Below are 19610 nucleotides of genomic sequence, written 5' to 3' on the forward strand. Positions count from 1 at the left end.
ACCACCACATCGCCCCGTTCACGGATGTCATCGCGCAGCAACAGTGCATGGCCCAAAACAAAAAAGGGCCGCCCCGAAGGGCGGCCCTGAACTTGTGATCGACGCACCAGCTTAGTGGTGGTGCTCCTCCGGAACCTCGTCTTCGTCCGCAGCGATAATCTTGGAGAGCTCGGCGCGGGTCATCGGCTTGTCGGTCTTCTTGGCCAGCTCGGTGACGAAATCCACCACCTTGTTCTCGAACACCGGAGCGCGGAGGCCGGCAAGGGCCTGCGGGTTCTTGCGGTAGTAGTCGTAGACCTGCTGTTCCTGCCCGGGGAAGCGACGCACTTCGGCGATCAGCGCCTGCTGGTGCTCTTCCTCGGTCACTTCGACCTTGTTCTGGTTGCCGATCTCGGCGACCACCAGACCCAGGCGCACGCGGCGCTCGGCGATCTTCTGGTACTGCTCCTTGGCCGCTTCCTCGGTCGTGCCCTCGTCTTCGAAGGACCGGCCGTGGTGCTCGACTTCGTGCACGACGCGCTGCCAGATGGTGTTGAACTCGGCTTCCACCAGCTGCTCGGGAACGGCGAACTTGTGGCCTTCGTCGAGCTGGTCGAGGATCTGCCGCTTTATCGCCTGGCGACCCATCGAATCGAGCGCGGTCTTCATCTGGTCCTTCACCGCGTCGCGGAGGCCCGCAACGTTCTCGAGACCGAGCGACTTGGCGAACTCGTCGTTGAGCTCACCGGCCTTCGGGCCGTCGATGTGGAGGATGGTGACCTCGAAGTCGGCCTTCTTGCCGGCCAGTTCGTCCTGCGCATAGTCCTTGGGGAACGTCACCTTGACGGTCTTGGTCTCGTTCTTCTTCATGCCCACGAGCTGCTCTTCGAAGCCCGGGATGAACTCGCCCGAACCGACGGTCAGGTGCGCATGGTCGGCCGAGCCGCCCGCGAAAGCCTCGCCCTTGATCGTGCCCTTGAAGCTGAGGCCGAGGCGATCGCCGGTCTCGACGAGGCCGTCCTCACCCTTTTCCTCATAACCACGCTGCTGCGCGAAGACGCGCTGCACCTCGGTGTCCACGTCCTTCTCGTCGAGCTCGACCACCGGCTTGTCGACGGCGAGCGACTTGAAGTCCATCAGGGTGACCGGCGGCAGCACTTCGTAGCTGACCTCGAAGTTGAGATCGGCTTCGCCGTCCAGAACCTGGTTGATCACGCCCTGGTCTTCCGGCAGGTCGACCTTGGGCTGGGTGGCGGCGCGCTCGGAGCGATCATCGAGGGTCTTCGACACGGTCGAGTTGATCGCGTCCGACAGTACTTCCGACATGGCGGAGCGGCCGTAGACCTTTTTCAGGTGCGCGGTCGGCACCTTGCCGGGGCGGAAACCCTTGATGTTCGCGGTGCCCTTGAGCTCATCGAGCCGCGCATCCAGCCGGTCGCTGAGATCCTTCTTGGGGATGACCAGAGAGAGTTTGCGCTTGAGGCCCTCGTTGAGGGTTTCTGTGACCTGCATTGGGGTATCCCGTTGTCTCTACAAAATTCGGTTGGCCGAAGTCGCTGGCAGTATCGCGGCGAGCTCTGGTGCGGGTGAGAGGGCTCGAACCTCCACGCCTTGCGGCGCTGGAACCTAAATCCAGTGCGTCTACCAGTTCCGCCACACCCGCAAGGTGCCCCGTCGGCCGGGTCGCGTGCATATATGTGAAGAATTGGGGAAGGTCAAAGGGAGAGGTGCAGACGTCAGGACAAGGCGCGGCTACGGCCCATGGACAGGTGGCGGCGCAGCCTGCTGCCGCGGCCGCTTTCTTGCTTCCCGATCGATCCGCTCGGTGACGAAGTAGACATAGCCGGCCACCGCGCCGGCGGCAGCCAGCATGCCCGCAGGCCAAGGGGAAGCGCCTACGGTACTGCCGACGGCGGCTCCGATCCCGATGCCAAGCGGATAGTACGCTGCCGCTCCCACCGCGCCGAATACCACTGCATAGCCCCTGGAGCGCAGCCCAAAACGATTGCCGAGCCAGATGCCGAGCAGTGCTACGGGCAGAAACAGCAGCATCGCCGGCAGGAGGCCGAGCATGACGCCGAAGAGTGCGAACAACGCGATGCTAAGCCCACCGTAGCCGAGCGCCACCACCACGGCCAACGCGAACACCACGCACCCGGCCGCTACCGACAGCAGATATCCCGCAAACGAGAAGGTGTATGTGGACTGCACCACCGGCATTTCCCGGTCAGTTGCGACAGCGATACCTAGCGCAGTTCCCTGAACGCCACCACTGGAGCTCAAGCCGGGGCCGAGATCGGGGCTCCTAGGCACCCAGTCGCTGCTTCGCCGCGGCGATGAACGCCGCCTTCAGCTCATTGTAGCGCCCGCGACCCGTCGGAGCTGCTGCTACCGCGCGCTCCTTCTCATCGACATATGCCTGTCGTAACCCGGCGTCATTTCGCAGCGCATCGCGGAACGCCAGGTTGCCCCACCAGGATGGGCCCCGGTACTCGACGACGTGCACCAAATGGGTCCGCTCCGTCGCATCGCGCCCGCGTCCGAAGATGTAGTGTCCGGGCACGCCGGCGTTTTCGGCGTAGTCGTATCCCAGTTCCACTAGCGGGTCGTGGCAGAGCTGCCAGTTTTCGAGCGGCGCCACGCCCACGAGCATATCGAGGATCGGCTTGGCACGCATGCCCGGCACAGCCGTCGAGCCGTAGTGTTCTATGGCGAGCGCCACGTCGCCAAGCGCCGAAGCCAGCCGCTGGCGCTCACGTACAAACTCGGCCGGCCACTCCCGATCGTAGTCGACCAGCGCGTTGGTGCCGTTCTTCAGCCCGAGCATTTGCCCACTTTCGCTGCAAACCGATCTTTGCCACTGTCCGTTTTGCTCGTTTCGGACCGTCGAAATGAACAAATCGGCATCGTCATGCACATTCTTTGTGCAGGCACCTGCCACCGTGCCTAGAGCGGCGGATCAGATGTTCGTCCTAGGCGCTTATTTTGGCAAGGTTTTCTCCGCTGCCGGGAAGCTGGCACGGACCCTGCATACAACCGAGCGGCACCCGACCGGTGCCTGTTGGAGGCCTGAATGAAGAAGATCGAGGCTATCGTAAAGCCGTTCAAGCTCGACGAAGTGAAGGAAGCGCTGCAGGAAGTTGGTCTGCAGGGCATCACCGTCACCGAAGCCAAGGGCTTCGGCCGTCAGAAGGGACATACCGAGCTCTACCGGGGCGCGGAATATGTCGTCGACTTCCTGCCCAAGGTGAAGGTCGAGGTGGTGTGCCCCGACGACCTCGCCGAGAAGGCAATCGAAGCGATCCGCACGGCTGCGCAAACCGGCCGCATCGGCGACGGAAAGATCTTCGTCTATTCGATCGAACAGGCTATCCGCATCCGCACCGGCGAATTCGGCGACGACGCGCTCTAAGGGGCACCTCTTCGCGCGTCTCTCCCGCCTAGCATCAACTCCAGACTTACACAGGGGAACCTAATGACCACTGGAAGCGACATCCTCAAGAAGATCAAGGACGAGGACATCAAGTACGTCGACCTCCGCTTCACCGACCCGCGCGGCAAGCTGCAGCACGTCACCATGGATGTGACGGTCGTCGATGAGGATCTCTTCGAGGAAGGGACCATGTTCGATGGTTCCTCGATCGCTGGCTGGAAGGCCATCAACGAGTCCGACATGGTGCTGATGCCCGATCCGAACTCGGCCTATCTCGACCCGTTCTTCGGCGCCCCTACCCTCGCCATCAACTGCGACATTCTCGAGCCGCTGACCTACCAGCCGTATAACCGCGACCCGCGCACCACGGCCAAGAAGGCCGAGGCCTACGTCAAGGAACTCGGCATCGGCGACACCGTGGTGTTCGGCCCCGAGCCCGAATTCTTCATCTTCGACGACGTCCGCTATTCGAACACCACCTACAAGGTGGGCTTCTCGGTCGATCACTCGGAACTGCCGATCAACAACGACACCGAGTACGAGTCGGGCAATACCGGCCACCATATCGGCCTCAAGAAGGGCTACTTCCCGGTGCCGCCGCTGGACAGTGCGCAGGACATGCGCGGTGAAATGCTCGCCGCCATGGCCTCGATGGGCGTCACCGTCGAAAAGCACCACCACGAAGTGGCCTCGGCGCAGCACGAACTGGGCATCAAGTTCGCCCCGCTGATCAAGTCGGCCGACGACGTGCAGATCTACAAGTACGTGATCCAGCAGGTCGCCCAGGCCTACGGCAAGACCGTGACCTTCATGCCCAAGCCCGTCTATGGCGATAACGGTTCGGGCATGCACTGCCACCAGTCGATCTGGAAGGACGGCAAGCCGCTCTTCGCTGGTGACCAGTATGCCGGCCTTTCCATGGAAGCGCTGTATTACATCGGCGGCGTGATCAAGCACGCCAAGGCGATCAACGCCTTCACCAACCCGACCACCAACAGCTACAAGCGTCTCGTGCCGGGCTTCGAAGCTCCGGTGCTGCTCGCCTACTCGGCGCGCAACCGCTCGGCTTCGTGCCGCATCCCCTTCGGCCAGTCGCCGAAGTCGAAGCGCGTCGAAGTCCGCTTCCCCGATCCGCTGGCGAACCCCTATCTCGGCTTTGCCGCGCTGCTGATGGCCGGCCTCGACGGCATCAAGAACAAGATCCACCCGGGCGACCCGATGGACAAGGATCTGTACGAGCTGCCCAAGGAAGAGCTGAAGCAGATCCCGACCGTTTGCGGTTCGCTGCGTGAAGCCCTCGAGTCCCTCGACAAGGACCGCGACTTCCTCAAGGCCGGTGGCGTGTTCGACGACGACCAGATCGACAGCTATATCGAGCTGAAGATGACGGAAGTCATCAAGTTCGAGCACACCCCGCACCCCGTCGAGTACGAGATGTACTACTCGGCCTAAGCGCCGGATCGATCGAAGGAATATGGAAGGGCCCGGCAACGGGCCCTTCTGCTTTTCGGTGGACAGAAACAGCCGGGGGCTGAACACTGCCGCAATGACTCAGAAGAACCTTGCTTTGGTGCTCGGCGGTGGCGGCGCTGCCGGCAATGCCTGGATGATCGGCATCGTCGGGTCTCGCCGAGGCTGGCGTCGACCTGACCGAGACCGCCGACCTGGTGATCGGTACCTCGGCCGGCGCCAATGCGGCGGCGCAGGTGCTGAGCGGCATTCCGCCGGCCGAACTCCTCGCCGCGACGCTGGCGCCCCCACCGGCTCAGCCGGCGGTCCAGTCGCGACCAGCGTCGCCGCCGCGGCCGATGGAGGCAGTGTTCGAGCGGATGCGAACCATCTCGGCCGCCGCCACCACTCGGGCCGAGCTGCAGCGCGCTATGGCCGCGTATGGGTTGGAAAGCGATGCGTCCTTCGGACCCGAGGTGGCAGAACAGCGGCGAGCCCTGGTCGCCCGGCGGCTGCCGAGCCTCGACTGGCCCGATCGCCCGATGCTGATCGTCGCCGTCAACGCCGAGACCGGGGAGCTTGCGACCTTCGACCGCGACTCCGGTGTCGCGCTGGTCGATGCGGCCGCGGCGGCCATCTCGCTGCCCGGCGCCGGGCCGACGCACCGCATCAACGGCACGCGCTACATTTCCGGCGGCGTGCGGTCGGTCGACAATGCCGACCTTGCCTCCGGCTACAGGAACGTCATCGTGCTGTCGCCGTTCAGTGGTCGAACGGGGCCGCTGCCGCCGGGCCAGTTCGAGGGCTTGCGCCGGCCGCCGGGTGCGGACCTTGCCAGCGAGGTTGCGGTGCTGCGCCAGGCGGGCAGCCGCGTCGAGGTCATCACCCCGGATCCCAACTCCCGCACCGCCATGGGAACCAACCAGATGGACCTGGCAACCCGCATCCCCTCGGCCCGCGCCGGCTACGAGCAGGGCAAGCGCGAAGCGACACGCCTGGCGGACCTCTGATGTCGAGCCGCTGGCGCGAGACATCGCCCGGTGAGCTTGCCGGATGGCTGGCCGAAGCCACCGTGCACTGGGGCATCGCCGGAGGCTGGGCGCTCGACCTATGGCAGGACAGCGTCAGCCGCCTGCATTCCGATATCGAGATCAGCTGCTTTCTCGCCGACCTGCCTGCGCTGCTGCCGATTCTCGACGGCTTCGAGATCGTCGTCGCCCGCAACAAGCAACTGACGCCCCATGAGCCCGGAGCGGCGCTCCCGGTCCCACCGTTCAGCCTCTGGCTCCGACGCCACGGCGAGCCTCTGTGGGATTTCGAGATCGTCTCGGAGGCACAACTGGACGGCCAATGGGCATACCGCCGGGAACCGACCGTCCGCCGCCCCCTGAGGAGCGTCTTCACGCGGACCACATCGGGCTGGCCGATCATCGCGCCCGAAATCCAGCTGCTCTACAAATGCAAACAGCCGCGCGACAAAGACCTGCTCGATCTCGAGCGTTACGTGCCCGCGCTTGACGATGCGGCCCGTGTCTGGCTCCGTTCGGCGGTAACGGCGGCACATCCGGAATTTCTGCCGACACTGCTCGCCCTTGAAGCGCGGTACTGAAGCCACGATGGAGCGAGCCCGGACTGCCCAGCGACAGCCATTCTCAGGTGGTGGCGCCGGATAGCCGCAGCACTTTACCCGTGTGCCAGGTGACGATGCCGCGCATAAATTCGCGATCTGGAAAATCGGTTTCGAGAATGCGCAGCGGCCCCTCGACCAGCGACAGGGAGCGCGCCAGCTCGTAGAGCGCCATGCGCTCTGGGTCGAGCTCGACATCTATGCCAAGCGCCTCATAGCTGCTGCCGAAACGCATCCGCGTGAACTCGTGCTCCCACTCGGCGTCGAAGAACATGACGCCCTCGATGTCGATGATGACAGGGCGGCCATCGCTATCCAGCATGACATGGTCGGCGCCGAGCTCGCCATGGATCAGGCTGTACCAGCCGCGCGAGCGAACGCGGGCATGGCGCTCGCGCAAAGCACCCTCGATCCGCTCGCGCGCCTGTCCCAGCTCCGGGACCTTTGTTGCGACGCTCGCCAGGTGCGCGAGGCCCTGATCGAGCACGATCTGCTCGGCATTGCGGTCCTGTGGCGCGCTGCCGGCCACGACGGCAGCGACCTTGCCCAGCCTCGGACCCCGGTACTTGGCCATGCCGTTAAGCATCGCACCCACTGAGCGCAGGGGAGCTGCCGCTGCGCCGGCATCGCTGGAGATCATCGCCTCGAGTGTGCCGCCTCGCAAATCCTCGACGATGGCGATGTCGGCCGGATAGATCGATTGGCTGCGGTCGACGAGCAGAAGCGCGGGTGCCCGCGCGCCGGCTTCCGCCAGCGCCAGGCTGGCCGCTTCCAGCAGATCCAGTCCCGAGGCCTCGGCGAAGGGGTCGCGCGGATCAGTGCTATTGTCGGTCCAGTAGTTCTCGGCAGCGCTCCAGGCGTAGAGGACCACCGAAGACGCATCATCGAGCATCAGCCGATAGACGCCCTTCTTGCTGCCACCTGCCAACCGCTCAAATCCTGTCAGTTGCCTGCCGCCAGGTAGCGCGGCTGCGAACGATGCCAGGTCCGTGTGTTGCATGAACCGACGCTCGGCCATTGCATCCCCCTTGTGCCCCCGCCGCCGATGCCGGTCCCACGGTCAGGGGAACTGCTTCTAGCCTCGCGTCGGCGTCGATGACAGCAGTTTCCCGCAAGCGCTCAGGCTGGCATGGTGTGCAAGCAAGGGGATTCGGAATGAGCGTTGGACTACTCGGCCTTCTCGATGACGTGACCGCCCTCGCCAAGGTCGCCGCCGCCTCGATCGACGATGTGGCGGGACAAGCGGCCAAAGCCGGATTGAAGGCCGCCGGCGCGGTGATCGATGATGCGGCCGTGACGCCGCGCTACGTCACCGGCTTCTCGGCCGACCGCGAGTTGCCGATCGTATGGAAGATCGCTGTCGGCTCGATCCGCAACAAGCTGCTGTTTCTCTTGCCGGCCGCGTTGGCGCTGAGCTTCTTCGCACCCTGGCTGATCACCCCGCTGCTGATGATCGGTGGTGCCTACCTTTGCTATGAGGGCGCCGAAAAAGTGTTCGAGGCGGTGTTCCCGCACGAGGCGCATGCGCACGAAGCAGAAGCCCTGCCGCAGCCGGCCGATCCCAAGAAGCTCGAGGAAGAGCGGGTCGCTGGCGCCATCCAGACCGATTTCATCCTCTCGGCCGAGATCATGACCATCGCGCTCGCCGCCCTGCCCGACCTGCCGTTCTGGGAGCAGGCGCTGGTGCTGGTGGTCGTCGCCTTCGGCATCACCGCGGCGGTCTATGGCGCCGTGGCGCTGATCGTCAAAGCCGACGATTTCGGCCTGGCGCTCGCCAGCAAGGGCCGCACCGGCGTCGGCCGCGCCACCGGTCGCGGCATCCTCATCGCCATGCCCTGGGTGATGCAGACCCTCAGCATCGTTGGTACCGCGGCGATGATCTGGGTCGGCGGCGGTATCGTCGTCCACGGCCTCGCCGGCTTCGGCCTCGACCAGATCGAGCACCTGATCGAAGCCATCGCCCACGGCGCCGAAGCAATGCTGCCGGCGCTCGGCGGCTTTGTCGAAGGGCTCGCGACCATCCTCGCCGATCTGGTCCTCGGCCTCGCACTGGGCCTTATCCTGATCCCGGTGGCCGGCAAGGTGATCGGCCCGGCCTGGAAGGCGATCCGCGGCCTGTTCCGCAGTCAGCCCGCCTCCTGACGAACGAAAGGGCCCAGAAGGGCCCTTTCCTTTTTCTCGCAAAGACCACGCCTCAACCGATCTGGCTGAAGAACCCGCGCACGTCGCCGACCCAGACGCCGGGCACTTCCAGCACGGCATAGTGCCCGCCGACGTCGAACTCGTTCCAGCGCACGATGGTGTTGCTGGTCTCGCCGTAACGGCGGATCGGCACTTCGTCGAAGCCGAACACCGCAACGCCGGTCGGCACGCCCGAGTTCGCCTTGGGCGACCAGGCCTCCGGATCATGTGCATTCTCGTAGTAGAGCCGGATCGACGAGGCCGCGGTGCCGGTGAACCAGTAGATCATGAAGTTGGTCAGGAACCGGTCCATCGGCACGGCGTCGACGCGATCGCCAAAGCTGGTGAACAGCTCGCTGATCCAGGCCAAGAGCCCCGCCGGCGAGTCCGATATGCCGTAGGCCAGGGTCTGCGGGCGGCTCGACTGCATGACGTTGAAGCCGAAATGCTCCGCCATGAAGCGCTGCACCCGCTGCAGGCGCACCTTCTCGCTGTCGGTGAAGGTCGCGATCTCCTCCGGCGACACCGGGCCGAACGGAATGAAGCCCATGGTCGCGGCGTTGAGGTGCACGCCGATCACCCGCTCCGGCGCCAGCCGGCCGATCTCGGGACCGATAATGGCGCCGGCATCACCGCCCTGCACGCCGAAGCGCTGGTAGCCCAGCCGGCTCATCAGTTCGATGAAGGCCTTGCCGATGCGGACATTGTTCCAGCCGGCCTCGCGGGTCGGACCGGAAAAGCCGAAGCCGGGCAGCGAGGGCACCACCACGTCGAACGCATCCTCGGCCCTGCCGCCATGCGCCACCGGGTTGGTCAGCGGCCCGATCACGTCGAGGAACTCGACGATCGAGCCAGGCCAGCCATGGATCAGCAGCAGCGGCGTGGCGTTCTTTTCGGCGGACTTCACATGGATGAAATGGACGTTCTGGCCATCGATCTCGGTGGTGAACTGCGGCAGCTGGTTGATCTCGGCCTCGGCCTTGCGCCAGTCAAAGCCACCCAGCAGCCGGTCGACGGCGCCACGGACATAGGCATTGGTCGGGCCGGCGGCCCAGCTGCCATCGACTTCGCTCGGCATCACGGTGCGAGCCAGACGGTCCTTGAGGTCCTGCAGCTGAGCGGCGGAAACGTCGATCTTGAAGGGGGTGATGGTGGCCATTTCGGGTACTCCGTTTCGGGGTGATCGTTGAAGACACCCCTTCGTACCCAACCCCCACTCGGGATTATTGGAAGTTTCCGACAACCTCATCAGTGGCGGCGCGAACGATCTCTCTGGGCGTCTGGCCCATGATCGCCTTCAGCGAGTTGATCATGTGCGCCTGGTCGGAAAAGCCCAGCGCCAGCGCCACGTCCACCGCCGGCCGGCCCATCTGCAGCATGGAAACAGCCTTCTGCGCCCGCTGCACCAGCGTGAAGTGCTTGTAGGTGAGCCCGGTGGTCCTGAGGAAATGCCGCTGCAGCGTCCGCTCGGTCATCGCCTTGGGCTGTCCCTCGACCACCGAGGCCACCAGCTCGTTGCTGTCGATGATCCCGTCGCGCACCAGCCGTTCGACGAACACATCGGCATTCTCGAAGGTCGGGATCTCCCGCACGTCGGTGCCGATCCAGAACCCGCCCTTGCCGAACTTTTCGAGCATCACGCCCTCGTCGCGCATGATGTCGCCGGGCATCAGCGGCATGAAGCTGTGTGGCTTGAACGAGATCACCAGCTGCTCATCGCCCGCTTCGTGCTCGTAGACCACCGCCTGCGTGGTGAGCCCGGTGCGCAGCACCATCGTCTCGTCGCCGCGCTTGATGATGGCGATATCCCAGCAGCCGTCGGGCTGCATCAGCGTCGTCCCGGTCGTGTCGAAACGAACGGAGCTGATGCTCTCGACGAAGGGCGAGTCGATCGGCCGGCTTTGCACGATGCGCTTCATGGCTGGGAGCCTAGCAGCGACTTGTGAAGATGCCAAATCACCTGCATCGCCAACCCTCTGGCGCTCTTTGTCGGCATGGCTATGCTGGCACCGCCCTCGCTGGTCAGGAGCCCGCCATGACGCCCGAATTCCTCATCACCACGCTGGTCATCGTCGCCTCGCCGGGCACCGGCGTGCTCTATACCCTGGCCGCCGGGCTGACCCGCGGCGCCCGCGCCAGCATCCTCGCGGCTTTCGCCTGCACCCTCGGAATCATCCCGCACATGGCGGCCGCGATCACCGGCCTCGCCGCCCTGCTCCACACCAGCGCGCTCGCCTTCGAGATCATCAAGTATCTCGGCGTCGCCTACCTGCTCTACATGGCCTGGGCGACGCTCAGGGAGAAAGGCGCGCTCAGCGTCGACACCGATGCGGCCCCGAAATCGGTCCGTCAGGTATTGGTCTCGGGCATCTTGATCAACATCCTCAACCCAAAGCTGTCGATCTTCTTTTTTGCCTTCCTGCCGCAGTTCGTCAGGACCGACAGCGCCGACGCCCTGCCCCAGATGCTGGAACTGAGCGCGGTGTTCATGGCGATGACCTTTGTGATCTTTGCCATCTACGGGATATTTGCCGCGGCGGTGCGCCAGCACGTGGTCACCCGTCCGCGCGTCCTCACCGGGATGCGCCGCACCTTCGCCGCCGCCTTCGTGGCGCTCGGCGCCAAGCTGGCCTTCACCGAGCGCTAGCCGTCACGCGTCGACGAGGTGGAGCCGGTCCTCGAGGCTTTCCGGCTCCTGCTCGACCAGGAACTGTACGGCGAAGCCGACGTCGAGCCAGCGCACGACGCGCGCTACCACACGGCCGACCGCCAGTGGCGTGCCGAGGTCCGGCTGCACGTCAGCCGATAAAGCTGCGCCCGAGCGCGACATATCGATGATCAGGCACGGCAGGCGGCTCCCGTCGGCGAACAGGATGGTGGAGCGCGGATCCCTCGGCATCACCCGGCGATGCGCCCGCTTGTCGGCAACCCCATGGAAGACCCGCTTCTTGTACCAGCCGATGCGCTTGATCAGCAGGTCGCGTTCCTCGGCACTGGTCTCGATGGCCATCGAGAAGCCGCCATCGATCAATCGATCGACCCGCCCCCTGACGGTGCCGAACGGCTCGAAATTGGCGGAGAGTTCCTCGCCCGGTGCCCCAAGTACCGGCGCCGAGGCCACCATCAGCTGCGGCGAGATCGATTGCAGCCGGCAGGCAAACACCTGCACCCGATGGCTGCGGTTCTTGCGGCTGGCAAGCAGGTAGCGCCCCATCAGCGCCCCGATGAAGCGGATGTCGCTGGAGCGCTGGGAGGCGTTCTGCCCCATTGCAAGCCTCCTGGCCGGCGTTCGATGTAATCGTTATCATCACGCTAGCGTGTAAGCTTGAACAGCCAGTTGCGCCGTACTGGAAATCCCTCGGCACGCCGGCAAGGATTTGTTTCCCATACTTGGCGTGAGCACTACTTGCTCAGCTTCAGGCGCTCGCCAGCGAGGATGCGGTGGTCGCTGGTTTTGAGCGTCAGCAACGCCTCGAGCTGACCGATCTGCTGCACCTCGCCGAACTGCACAGCGAAGCCGGCCTCGATGTGCCGCACCACCCGGCCGGGAACCGCGCCCACCCCGGCCAGCGAGCCAACCGGCGGCAGCACATCGGCCGACACCGCGACGCCCGACTGCGACATGTCGATGATGAAGCAGTCGAAGCGCTGTCCGTCGCCCAGCGTCAAGCTGGCGCGCGTCTCCCGCGGCAGCACCCGCTTGTGCGCCCGCCGATCGCTGACCGTCTTCAGCGTCCGGCGCTTCAGCCAGTCGATCCTGGAGCTCAGCACGGCGCGCTCCTGTTCGGTGCAATCGAACGCCACGGCGAAGCCACCCTCGAGAATGCGGGTGATCCTGCCGCGCACGAGCCCCAGGCCCTGCAACGTCATGGTCAACGCGTCGCCAGGCGCCCCGCTGACCGGCGCGTTCACCACCGCCTCATGGGCCGAGACGCTGCGCGAACGGCAGGCAAACACCTGCACGGCGCCCGGCGTCTGCGCGCGCGCCGCCAGCACATAGCTGCCCATTACATCGCCGATGAAGCGAGCATCCTTGCGACTGCTCGCGTCGGCCCTGCCGGCGGGTCCGTTCTGCATCGTCCAAGCCATCACCGAACAATCTCACACTATCGTACGCAAGATTGCCTATTCGGCCATGACTCAGACCTTACCAACCAACCAATTGAACAGTATTTCAGCGGGGCAACACGGGGCATTGAGCGATTTCTGTTCACCGCCTTGGCCGCCAGCCAAGCGCCTGGGCAGTTTGTACTAAGTCGAACGATCTAAACTTGCTCGGTCTCCAGCATCATCTCCTCGAAAAACGCCTCGGGCCCATCGACCTCCTTGAGTCGCTTGCCGCTGATTTCCAGGTAGCGCGTTCCCACATGTCGCACGAAACTGCGGTCATGCGAGACCAGCACGGCCGTCGCTTCATGAGCGAGGATCTCACTCTCCAGCGCTTCGCGGCCCGGGATGTCGACATGGTTGGTCGGCTCGTCCATCAAGTAGAAGTTCGGCTCGGTCAGCCGCAGCGCCAGCAGCCCCAGGCGCGCTCGCTGGCCGAAGCTCAGTTGGCCGATCGGCCGCGACTGTTTCTCGATGACGAAGCCGGTGCTCGCGAGGAGGCTCCGCACCCGTGCATCCGGCTGCTTGAAGGTCACCGAGATGAAACTCTCGGGCGTCTCCTTGACCGGCAGTTGCGACATGTCCTGGTCGGTATAGCCCAGCACCAGCGACGGCGTGACCTTTATGCCCGGCACGCTGTCCGGCTCCACCATGGCGCGGTGGATCAGCTTGACCAGTTGCGACTTGCCGGCGCCGTTCTTGCCCAGCAGCACCACACGATCGCCCTGGAAGATGTGGAGCTTGTCGATCTTGAACAGCGCCTGCCCCGATGGCGTCGTCACCGTCACGTTCTCGATGCCGACCAGCAGCTTGGCGTGGGTGCCGCGGTTGCTGAGCCTGATCTCGCCCGAGCGCTCGCGATGCGCCGGACGCACCGCCTCCTCGATCCTCGCGGCCCGCTCGCGCAACTGCTTGGTCTTGACCACCAGCAGGTCGCTGCCCGAGTTGATGCCGATATTGTTGAGTTTCGCCGCCTGCTTCCTCAGCTTCGTGGCTTCCTTCAGATCGCGCTCGTTCTGCGCCTCCTGCGAGGCGTCCTCGCGTTCGATTTCGAGCCGGGCCGCCGAGTAGCCGAGCGGCATGTAGCGCGAGGTTCCCGGCCGCAGGAACAGCGTCCGGTTAGTCACCGCATCGAGGAAGTCGCGATCGTGGCTCGCCACGATCAGCGGAATATTGCGGGCCTCACGGTTGAGCCAGGTCTCCAGCCGGAACAGCTTTGACAGGTCGAGATGGTTGGTCGGCTCGTCCATCAGCAGCGCATCGGGATCGGTCACCCATACCCGCGCGATCAGCATCAGGCGCTGCCAGCCGCCGCTCAACGCCGAAACCAGCCGGTCGCGCAGCTCATAGGGCGTCTCCAGCCCATCGAGCGCCACATCGGCCCGCCAGGCGTCGGTCTCGCGGTCGGCAGCCGGCAGGGCATCCAGCACGGCGTCGCGCATGGTCAGCGGCATCAGCGCCGCCGGCACGTCCTGCTCGACATAGCCGATGCGCAGGCCGCGTGAACGGACCACTTCGCCGCTGGTGGGTTCCGCCAGCCCGGCGATGACGCGCAGCAGCGAGGTCTTGCCGAGCCCATTGCCTGCAACAAGCCCGACCCGGTCGCCATCGGCGACGACGAGGCTCAGGTCGCGGAACAGCGGATCGGTGGCGGTGATGGAAAGGTGCTTGAGGCTGATCGAGCCCATTTTCGTCTCTCTGGTCTTCTGGCGGTCCATGCTCGGAGCGTGATCAGCAAAAGTTGCAAACTCTTGCGGTTCGATCACGCGACCAACAGGGACTACCGGTGCCGGCAATGGCTCACGCACGAAGCGGAGCCGGTTTGGGCAGACCAGAATGGTGTGAGACGACGAGGACGTCCGGACCCGTTCGGCCAGCCCTGCAACTAAAGCTGCAGGGCCGAAACAGGGCCGCGACTGCGGTGCTGGTCATGACGATAGCCCACGCGACCCTCCTTGGTTGGCATTGCGGACAAAATGCTTAGAGCACCGGGGGCGATTGCAGGTCAAGTGGCAGCCACCTCGACCCCTCGACGGCCACCGGGTATTCCCGCGAAAGCGGGAACCTCTGTTTGCAGTGGCTGCCCCAAGGACACGCGGCTCGAGAGCTGAGGGCGTCGGTTGGCACCAGGTTGCCCCCAAACTCGTGGTGGCTTCTGAGCCCCCTACCCTCACACCAGATAGAACAGCGTGGCGATGGCAGCGAGGGTCAGCGGGCGGGGCATAGCAAGATGGGCAAGCCGGTACGCAAAACTATCAAATCCGGCCTGCTGCCATCCGCTGTCGCGTGGCGCCCTCAAAGCTGTCTCAAGGTACGCGAGACCGCTCTTGGCTTGGGCGCGCATACGGCTACTCCGAACAAAAACCGTATGTGAAATTCATACCCGCGAGCGCTTAAGAAAGTGCTTCCGAGAAGCAAACGAAGTCTGAATCAAGTGCTCCAAAACAACGCGCCCGGCCCTCTGTACGGAACCGGGCGCATTGGATTCACTGGCGATTTCCTCAGCTGCGGCGCAGCCGTTCACGATTGAGGATCGCTCCGGTGCAGGTGGAAACGCGGAGCAGGTACACCCAATTGCCGCGTGTCGCGCGGACCTGGATGCGCCGATCGTTGCGCACATTGAGCGAGATGTTGGTGTAGCCCTGCTGGCGCACCGCGTTGCGGATCTGCCGGTCGGTCAACTCGATGCAGATCAGCGGCCGGCGATAGCCGAAGCCGTCGGTGCCGAAGCCGAACTGGAACTGCATGCTCTGCGCCTGCACCGGGAGTGCCGAAGCGCCGAGCGCCAGCCCAAGCACGGCGGCGCGGATAAGCATGGTAGCTTTCATGTCGTTCTCCTTTGCAAATCACCAAACAAAAGATCCCGGCCCTGAGGGGCCGGGATCTGGCGGGAGCGCGAGGGAGGAACCGGCTCCCGCCGGAACTTGGCTAGAAGCGGAACTGGAACTGGAAGCCCGGGAAGTACGGGCGACGCAGCCGCTCGATATCCGAGACGCGGCCGGTGCAGCGGTTGATGGTCATGGCGTAGGTGCGACGGCCATAATCAGCCACCACCTTTACCCGGACCCCGCGACGATCGACGAAGCGGATGTCGTCAAAGCCGGCCCGGCGCAGGCCGCGGCGGACTTCGTTGTTGGTCAGGCAGTCGCGCTTCATCCGACGGCCATTGTCGAAGCCGTACGAGAAGCTGTTGCCGCCGCCCTGAATGCCGAAATCAAAGTTGAACGACTGGGCCTGGACCGGCATGGCGGTGAACGCCGCCGCACCGAGGGTCACGGCAACGATAGCGGCACGGCCGGACTTCATTACGGATGAGAGGATTGAGGTCATGATAGTCTCCTTCAAGATCAACTGGTGCCAGGTCCGCTAGCGTGCCACGACCCTAAAGGTTGCATTCTTAACCAATGCGGTATCGCCCGTTCATCCACCGTTCATGTTGCAAGGCAACCTGGGCGGCGGAATTCCGAGTGAGATCAGGCGCAGTCGATGTGAGATTGCCGAACACCCAGCCCGGACACTGCCTACTGGCCCCAGCTGGGCGCTCCGCAATCTCGAGCAGTGGAATAATGCCCGGCCGTTGAATGCTCGCGGAACCGTGCATTCACATGCCGTTCACGACCGGTTGACAGCTCGAGCGCCGGGCCCTACCTCCCGCTTAACCCACCCAAAGCAGCAAGTATGCTAGAGCTTGTGAGGCGCACGATTCGCGCCTCGGACGGAGATTTCATGGCGGCGATCGAAGACCTTTTCGGCCCTGATGGTGAGGACGCTGCGCCCCAGCGTACGCCTGCTACTCCCACGCCGAAAACGCCGGCTGCCAGCCCTCCCCCGAGCGTCGCCCACGCCGCCTCCTATTCGGCTGCCGATATCGAGGTGCTCGAAGGCCTCGAGCCGGTGCGCCGCCGCCCCGGCATGTATATCGGCGGCACCGACGCCAACGCGCTGCACCACCTGTTCGCCGAAGTCATCGACAACTCGATGGACGAGGCGATCGCCGGCCACGCCAGCCGCATCGAAGTGCATTTCGGCGAGGACGGGTTCCTGACCGTCACCGACAATGGCCGCGGCATCCCGGTCGAGAACCATCCGAAATTCCCCGGTGTCTCGACGCTCGAAATCGTCATGACGCGGCTGCATGCCGGCGGCAAGTTCGACGGCAAGGCCTACGAGACCTCCGGCGGCCTGCACGGCGTCGGCGTCTCGGTGGTCAACGCATTGTCCGACAGCCTCATCACCGAGGTGGCGCGCGACCAGATGCTCTACCGCATCGCGTTCTCGCGCGGCAAACCACTGGGCGCCGTCGAGACGGTGGGCAAGGTGCAGAACCGCCGCGGCACCACGCAGCGCTTCCACCCCGATCCCCAGATCTTCGGCGAGCACAAGTTCTCTGCCGCCCGCCTGTTCAAGATGACCCGCTCGAAGGCTTACCTCTTCGGTGGCGTCGAGATCCGCTGGACCTGCGACGAGAGCCTCGCCACGGCGGATGTACCGGCCAAGGCGACCTTCCACTTCCCCGGCGGCCTGCGCGACTTCCTCGCCAACCGCATCGAAGGCGAACCCCGCATCGCCGAGGACATTTTCTCGGGCATCATCGGCAAGCCCGGCACGCACGGCTCGGTCGAATGGGCTGTGGCCTGGTGCCTCGGTGACGGCTTCGTCAACTCCTACTGCAACACCGTACCGACCGGCGATGGCGGCACGCACGAACAGGGCCTGCGCGTCGCCCTGCTCCGCGGCCTGCGCAACTATGCCGAGCTCTCGGGCAACAAGCGCGCCGCGCAGCTGACTGCCGAAGACGTGCTGGTACAGTGCTCGGCCATGCTCTCGGTGTTCGTGCGCGAGCCGGAATTCGTCGGCCAGACCAAGGACAAGCTCAGCTCACCCGAGGCCACCCGCATCGTCGACGCGGCGCTGCGCGACCCGTTCGACCACTGGCTCGCCGCCTCGCCCAACCAGGCCTCCAAGCTCCTGGACTGGGCCATCGAGCGCGCCGAGGAGCGGCTGCGGCGGAAGAAAGAGAAAGAGGTCGACCGCCAGTCCGCGACCAGAAAGCTCCGCCTGCCCGGCAAGCTCGCCGACTGCACCCAATCGGCCGCCCAGGGCGCCGAGATCTTCATCGTCGAGGGTGACTCGGCCGGCGGCAGCGCCAAGCAGGCGCGCGACCGCAAGAGCCAGGCCATCCTGCCGCTGCGCGGCAAGATCCTCAACGTCGCCGGCGCCACTCGCGACAAGGTGCAGGCCAGCCAGGCCATCGCCGACCTGACCCAGGCGCTCGGTTGCGGCACCCGTGACCGCTATCGTGAAGATGAGCTGCGCTACGACAAGGTCATCCTGATGACCGACGCCGATGTCGACGGCGCCCACATCGCTTCGCTGCTGATGACCTTCTTCTTCCAGGAGATGCCCAAGCTGATCGAGGGCGGGCATCTCTACCTCGCGATGCCGCCGCTGTTCCGCATCAGCGCCGGCCCCAAGGTCGCCTATGCGATGAACGACGCGCACCGCGACCAGCTGCTGGCAGATGAGTTCAAGGGCAAGAAGCCGGACATCACCCGCTTCAAGGGCCTCGGCGAGATGCCCTATGTGCACCTGCGCGAAACAACGATGGACAAGAAGAGCCGCACCCTGCTGCAGGTCCGCATCCGCGACGACTTCGAGGAGACGCGGCTGTCGGTCGACCGCCTGATGGGCAACCGCCCGGAAGCCCGGTTCGACTTCATCCAGGAAAACGCCGCATTCGTCACTGATCTGGATATCTAGGGACGAGCGTCCCTGAGGGTTAGGGGCGAACATGATCACCAGACGTGGGTTGCTGAAGCTTTTCGGCGTGGGTGTGCTCGGGCTGATCGCCACTGCCGCCTACCCCTTCATCGAGGCCCTCGCCCGTCCGCGCGTCACCACCTACGCGCTCACGCCGCGCGGCTGGCCGGCCGGCCTGAAACTGCGCGCCGCCGTCATTGCCGATCTCCATGCCTGCGAGCCCTGGATGGACCTGAGCCGCATCGAGGAGCTGTGCGCGCAGACGCAAGGATTGGGCGCTGACGTCATCCTGCTGCTCGGCGACTATGTCAGCGGCATGCGGCTGCGCACCGGCCAGGTTGCCAATGTCGAATGGGCGAGCGCGCTGGGCAAACTTACCGCTCCTCTTGGTGTGCATGCCGTCCTCGGCAACCACGATTACTGGGAGGACCGCGCCTTCCAGCTCGACCACGCGACCACGCCGCTGGCGCGCACGGCGTTGCGCGACGCCGGTATCGCAACCTACGTCAATGAGGTCATCCGCCTCGAAAAGGACGGGCATCCGTTCTGGCTTGCCGGTCTCGGCGACCAGATGGGTATCCTGCCCGGTGGCGTGCATGACGGCCGGCACACCTGGGGGCTCGACGACCTCGACGGCACGCTGGCCCAGATCCCCGAGGGCGAGCCCACACTGCTCCTCGCCCACGAGCCCGACATCTTCCGCAAAGTGCCCGACCGCGTCAGCCTGACGCTGTCCGGCCACACCCATGGCGGCCAGATCTCGCTGTTGGGCTGGCGCCCCTGGGCGGCATCGCTCGGCTCGCGTCGCTTTCCCGCCGGCCATTACACTGTCGAGGGACGCGAGCTGATCGTCTCGCGCGGCCTTGGTTGCTCCGTCATTCCCGTACGGATCGGCAACTGGCCGGAAATCGTCATGCTCGATCTCGGCACGGCCTGACCGACCACAATTAATCACCCGCCCGCGAACCCCGTTGACTCGCAAGGGGTTTCCACTATGTTCCGGGCGCGTCGCGCGCAGCCCCGGACAGGGCGGAGTCCGGATCGGTTGCTGCAAGGCGAAGCCTGATTATCCGG

The 19610-nt window shown here is 64.9% G+C and carries 20 protein-coding genes and 1 tRNA gene; 8 read left to right on the forward strand and 13 right to left on the reverse strand.

Annotation, left to right across the window (positions count from 1 at the left end; genetic code table 11):
• Nucleotides 1–111: 111 nt before the first annotated feature.
• The 4 genes from tig to ACSQ23_RS15005 all read right to left on the reverse strand — a co-directional run bounded on the left by tig (nt 112) and on the right by ACSQ23_RS15005 (nt 2806).
• The gene (tig, locus tag ACSQ23_RS14990; RefSeq protein WP_055881877.1) at nt 112–1491 is read right to left on the reverse strand and encodes a trigger factor; all 1380 of its coding nucleotides are present in this window, start codon (nt 1489–1491) and stop codon (nt 112–114) included.
• 66 nt (nt 1492–1557) lie between these two features.
• Nucleotides 1558–1642: transfer RNA gene (locus tag ACSQ23_RS14995), tRNA-Leu, on the reverse strand.
• An 89-nt stretch (nt 1643–1731) separates the two neighbouring features.
• On the reverse strand, nt 1732–2199 hold the full coding sequence (locus ACSQ23_RS15000) for a hypothetical protein (protein WP_436091078.1): 468 nt from the start codon (nt 2197–2199) through the stop codon (nt 1732–1734).
• Nucleotides 2200–2284: 85 nt separating this feature from the next.
• The gene (locus ACSQ23_RS15005; RefSeq protein WP_436091079.1) at nt 2285–2806 is read right to left on the reverse strand and encodes a GrpB family protein; all 522 of its coding nucleotides are present in this window, start codon (nt 2804–2806) and stop codon (nt 2285–2287) included.
• A 246-nt stretch (nt 2807–3052) separates the two neighbouring features.
• On the opposite strand from ACSQ23_RS15005, the gene ACSQ23_RS15010 reads away from it, so the two are divergent.
• From ACSQ23_RS15010 to ACSQ23_RS15025, 4 genes are all read left to right on the forward strand, one after another.
• Nucleotides 3053–3391 (forward strand): P-II family nitrogen regulator, encoded by a 339-nt coding sequence (locus ACSQ23_RS15010; RefSeq protein ID WP_046105125.1) that lies wholly within the window; start codon nt 3053–3055, stop codon nt 3389–3391.
• A 63-nt stretch (nt 3392–3454) separates the two neighbouring features.
• On the forward strand, nt 3455–4864 hold the full coding sequence (gene glnA, locus ACSQ23_RS15015) for a type I glutamate--ammonia ligase (protein ID WP_055881882.1): 1410 nt from the start codon (nt 3455–3457) through the stop codon (nt 4862–4864).
• Nucleotides 4865–5079: 215 nt separating this feature from the next.
• Nucleotides 5080–5871: a patatin-like phospholipase family protein gene (locus ACSQ23_RS15020; RefSeq protein WP_436091080.1), complete on the forward strand. Its 792-nt coding sequence runs from the start codon at nt 5080–5082 to the stop codon at nt 5869–5871.
• The gene (locus tag ACSQ23_RS15025; RefSeq protein ID WP_055881887.1) at nt 5871–6470 is read left to right on the forward strand and encodes a hypothetical protein; all 600 of its coding nucleotides are present in this window, start codon (nt 5871–5873) and stop codon (nt 6468–6470) included. The genes ACSQ23_RS15020 and ACSQ23_RS15025 overlap by 1 nt, the downstream gene beginning before the upstream one ends.
• 43 nt (nt 6471–6513) lie before the next feature.
• Here the strand turns inward: ACSQ23_RS15025 and ACSQ23_RS15030 are convergent, their stop codons facing one another.
• Nucleotides 6514–7506: a phosphotransferase gene (locus tag ACSQ23_RS15030; protein ID WP_197421272.1), complete on the reverse strand. Its 993-nt coding sequence runs from the start codon at nt 7504–7506 to the stop codon at nt 6514–6516.
• Between the two features lie 137 nt (nt 7507–7643).
• Between ACSQ23_RS15030 and ACSQ23_RS15035 the strand changes: the two genes are divergently transcribed.
• Nucleotides 7644–8630: a DUF808 domain-containing protein gene (locus ACSQ23_RS15035; protein WP_436091081.1), complete on the forward strand. Its 987-nt coding sequence runs from the start codon at nt 7644–7646 to the stop codon at nt 8628–8630.
• 52 nt (nt 8631–8682) lie between these two features.
• On the opposite strand, the gene ACSQ23_RS15040 is transcribed toward ACSQ23_RS15035, so the two are convergent.
• Together ACSQ23_RS15040 and ACSQ23_RS15045 are read right to left on the reverse strand one after the other, a co-directional pair.
• Nucleotides 8683–9828: an epoxide hydrolase family protein gene (locus tag ACSQ23_RS15040; protein ID WP_055881894.1), complete on the reverse strand. Its 1146-nt coding sequence runs from the start codon at nt 9826–9828 to the stop codon at nt 8683–8685.
• A gap of 64 nt (nt 9829–9892) precedes the next feature.
• Entirely contained in the window at nt 9893–10588 is a 696-nt protein-coding gene (locus ACSQ23_RS15045) for a helix-turn-helix domain-containing protein (RefSeq protein ID WP_436091082.1), read from the reverse strand.
• Nucleotides 10589–10704: 116 nt separating this feature from the next.
• Here ACSQ23_RS15045 and ACSQ23_RS15050 point away from each other — a divergent pair, with 116 nt between their 5' ends.
• Nucleotides 10705–11316 carry a LysE family translocator gene (locus ACSQ23_RS15050; RefSeq protein WP_436091083.1) on the forward strand — a complete coding sequence of 204 codons (612 nt, stop codon included), beginning with the start codon at nt 10705–10707 and terminating at the stop codon, nt 11314–11316.
• A 3-nt stretch (nt 11317–11319) separates the two neighbouring features.
• On the opposite strand, the gene ACSQ23_RS15055 is transcribed toward ACSQ23_RS15050, so the two are convergent.
• From ACSQ23_RS15055 to ACSQ23_RS15080, 6 genes are all read right to left on the reverse strand, one after another.
• Nucleotides 11320–11937, reverse strand: a complete 618-nt coding sequence (locus ACSQ23_RS15055) for a PilZ domain-containing protein (protein WP_055881902.1) — start codon at nt 11935–11937, stop codon at nt 11320–11322.
• Nucleotides 11938–12071: 134 nt separating this feature from the next.
• Complete coding sequence (locus ACSQ23_RS15060; RefSeq protein ID WP_162247954.1) at nt 12072–12746, reverse strand: PilZ domain-containing protein; 675 nt, start codon at nt 12744–12746, stop codon at nt 12072–12074.
• A gap of 188 nt (nt 12747–12934) precedes the next feature.
• A complete protein-coding gene (locus ACSQ23_RS15065; protein WP_056000088.1) occupies nt 12935–14464 on the reverse strand; it encodes an ABC-F family ATP-binding cassette domain-containing protein in 1530 nt (509 codons plus the stop codon).
• 482 nt (nt 14465–14946) lie between these two features.
• Nucleotides 14947–15120 (reverse strand): hypothetical protein, encoded by a 174-nt coding sequence (locus ACSQ23_RS15070; RefSeq protein ID WP_436091084.1) that lies wholly within the window; start codon nt 15118–15120, stop codon nt 14947–14949.
• A gap of 157 nt (nt 15121–15277) precedes the next feature.
• The gene (locus ACSQ23_RS15075; RefSeq protein WP_055881909.1) at nt 15278–15604 is read right to left on the reverse strand and encodes a hypothetical protein; all 327 of its coding nucleotides are present in this window, start codon (nt 15602–15604) and stop codon (nt 15278–15280) included.
• A 100-nt stretch (nt 15605–15704) separates the two neighbouring features.
• Entirely contained in the window at nt 15705–16106 is a 402-nt protein-coding gene (locus ACSQ23_RS15080; protein WP_156384671.1) for a hypothetical protein, read from the reverse strand.
• 396 nt (nt 16107–16502) lie between these two features.
• On the opposite strand from ACSQ23_RS15080, the gene parE reads away from it, so the two are divergent.
• Nucleotides 16503–18536 (forward strand): DNA topoisomerase IV subunit B, encoded by a 2034-nt coding sequence (parE, locus tag ACSQ23_RS15085; protein WP_436091085.1) that lies wholly within the window; start codon nt 16503–16505, stop codon nt 18534–18536.
• A 31-nt stretch (nt 18537–18567) separates the two neighbouring features.
• Complete coding sequence (locus tag ACSQ23_RS15090; RefSeq protein ID WP_436091086.1) at nt 18568–19473, forward strand: metallophosphoesterase; 906 nt, start codon at nt 18568–18570, stop codon at nt 19471–19473.
• Nucleotides 19474–19610: the final 137 nt, after the last annotated feature.

Origin of the sequence: Devosia sp. LjRoot16 (assembly GCF_964252795.1) — a bacterium.
Lineage (GTDB): Bacteria > Pseudomonadota > Alphaproteobacteria > Rhizobiales > Devosiaceae > Devosia_A.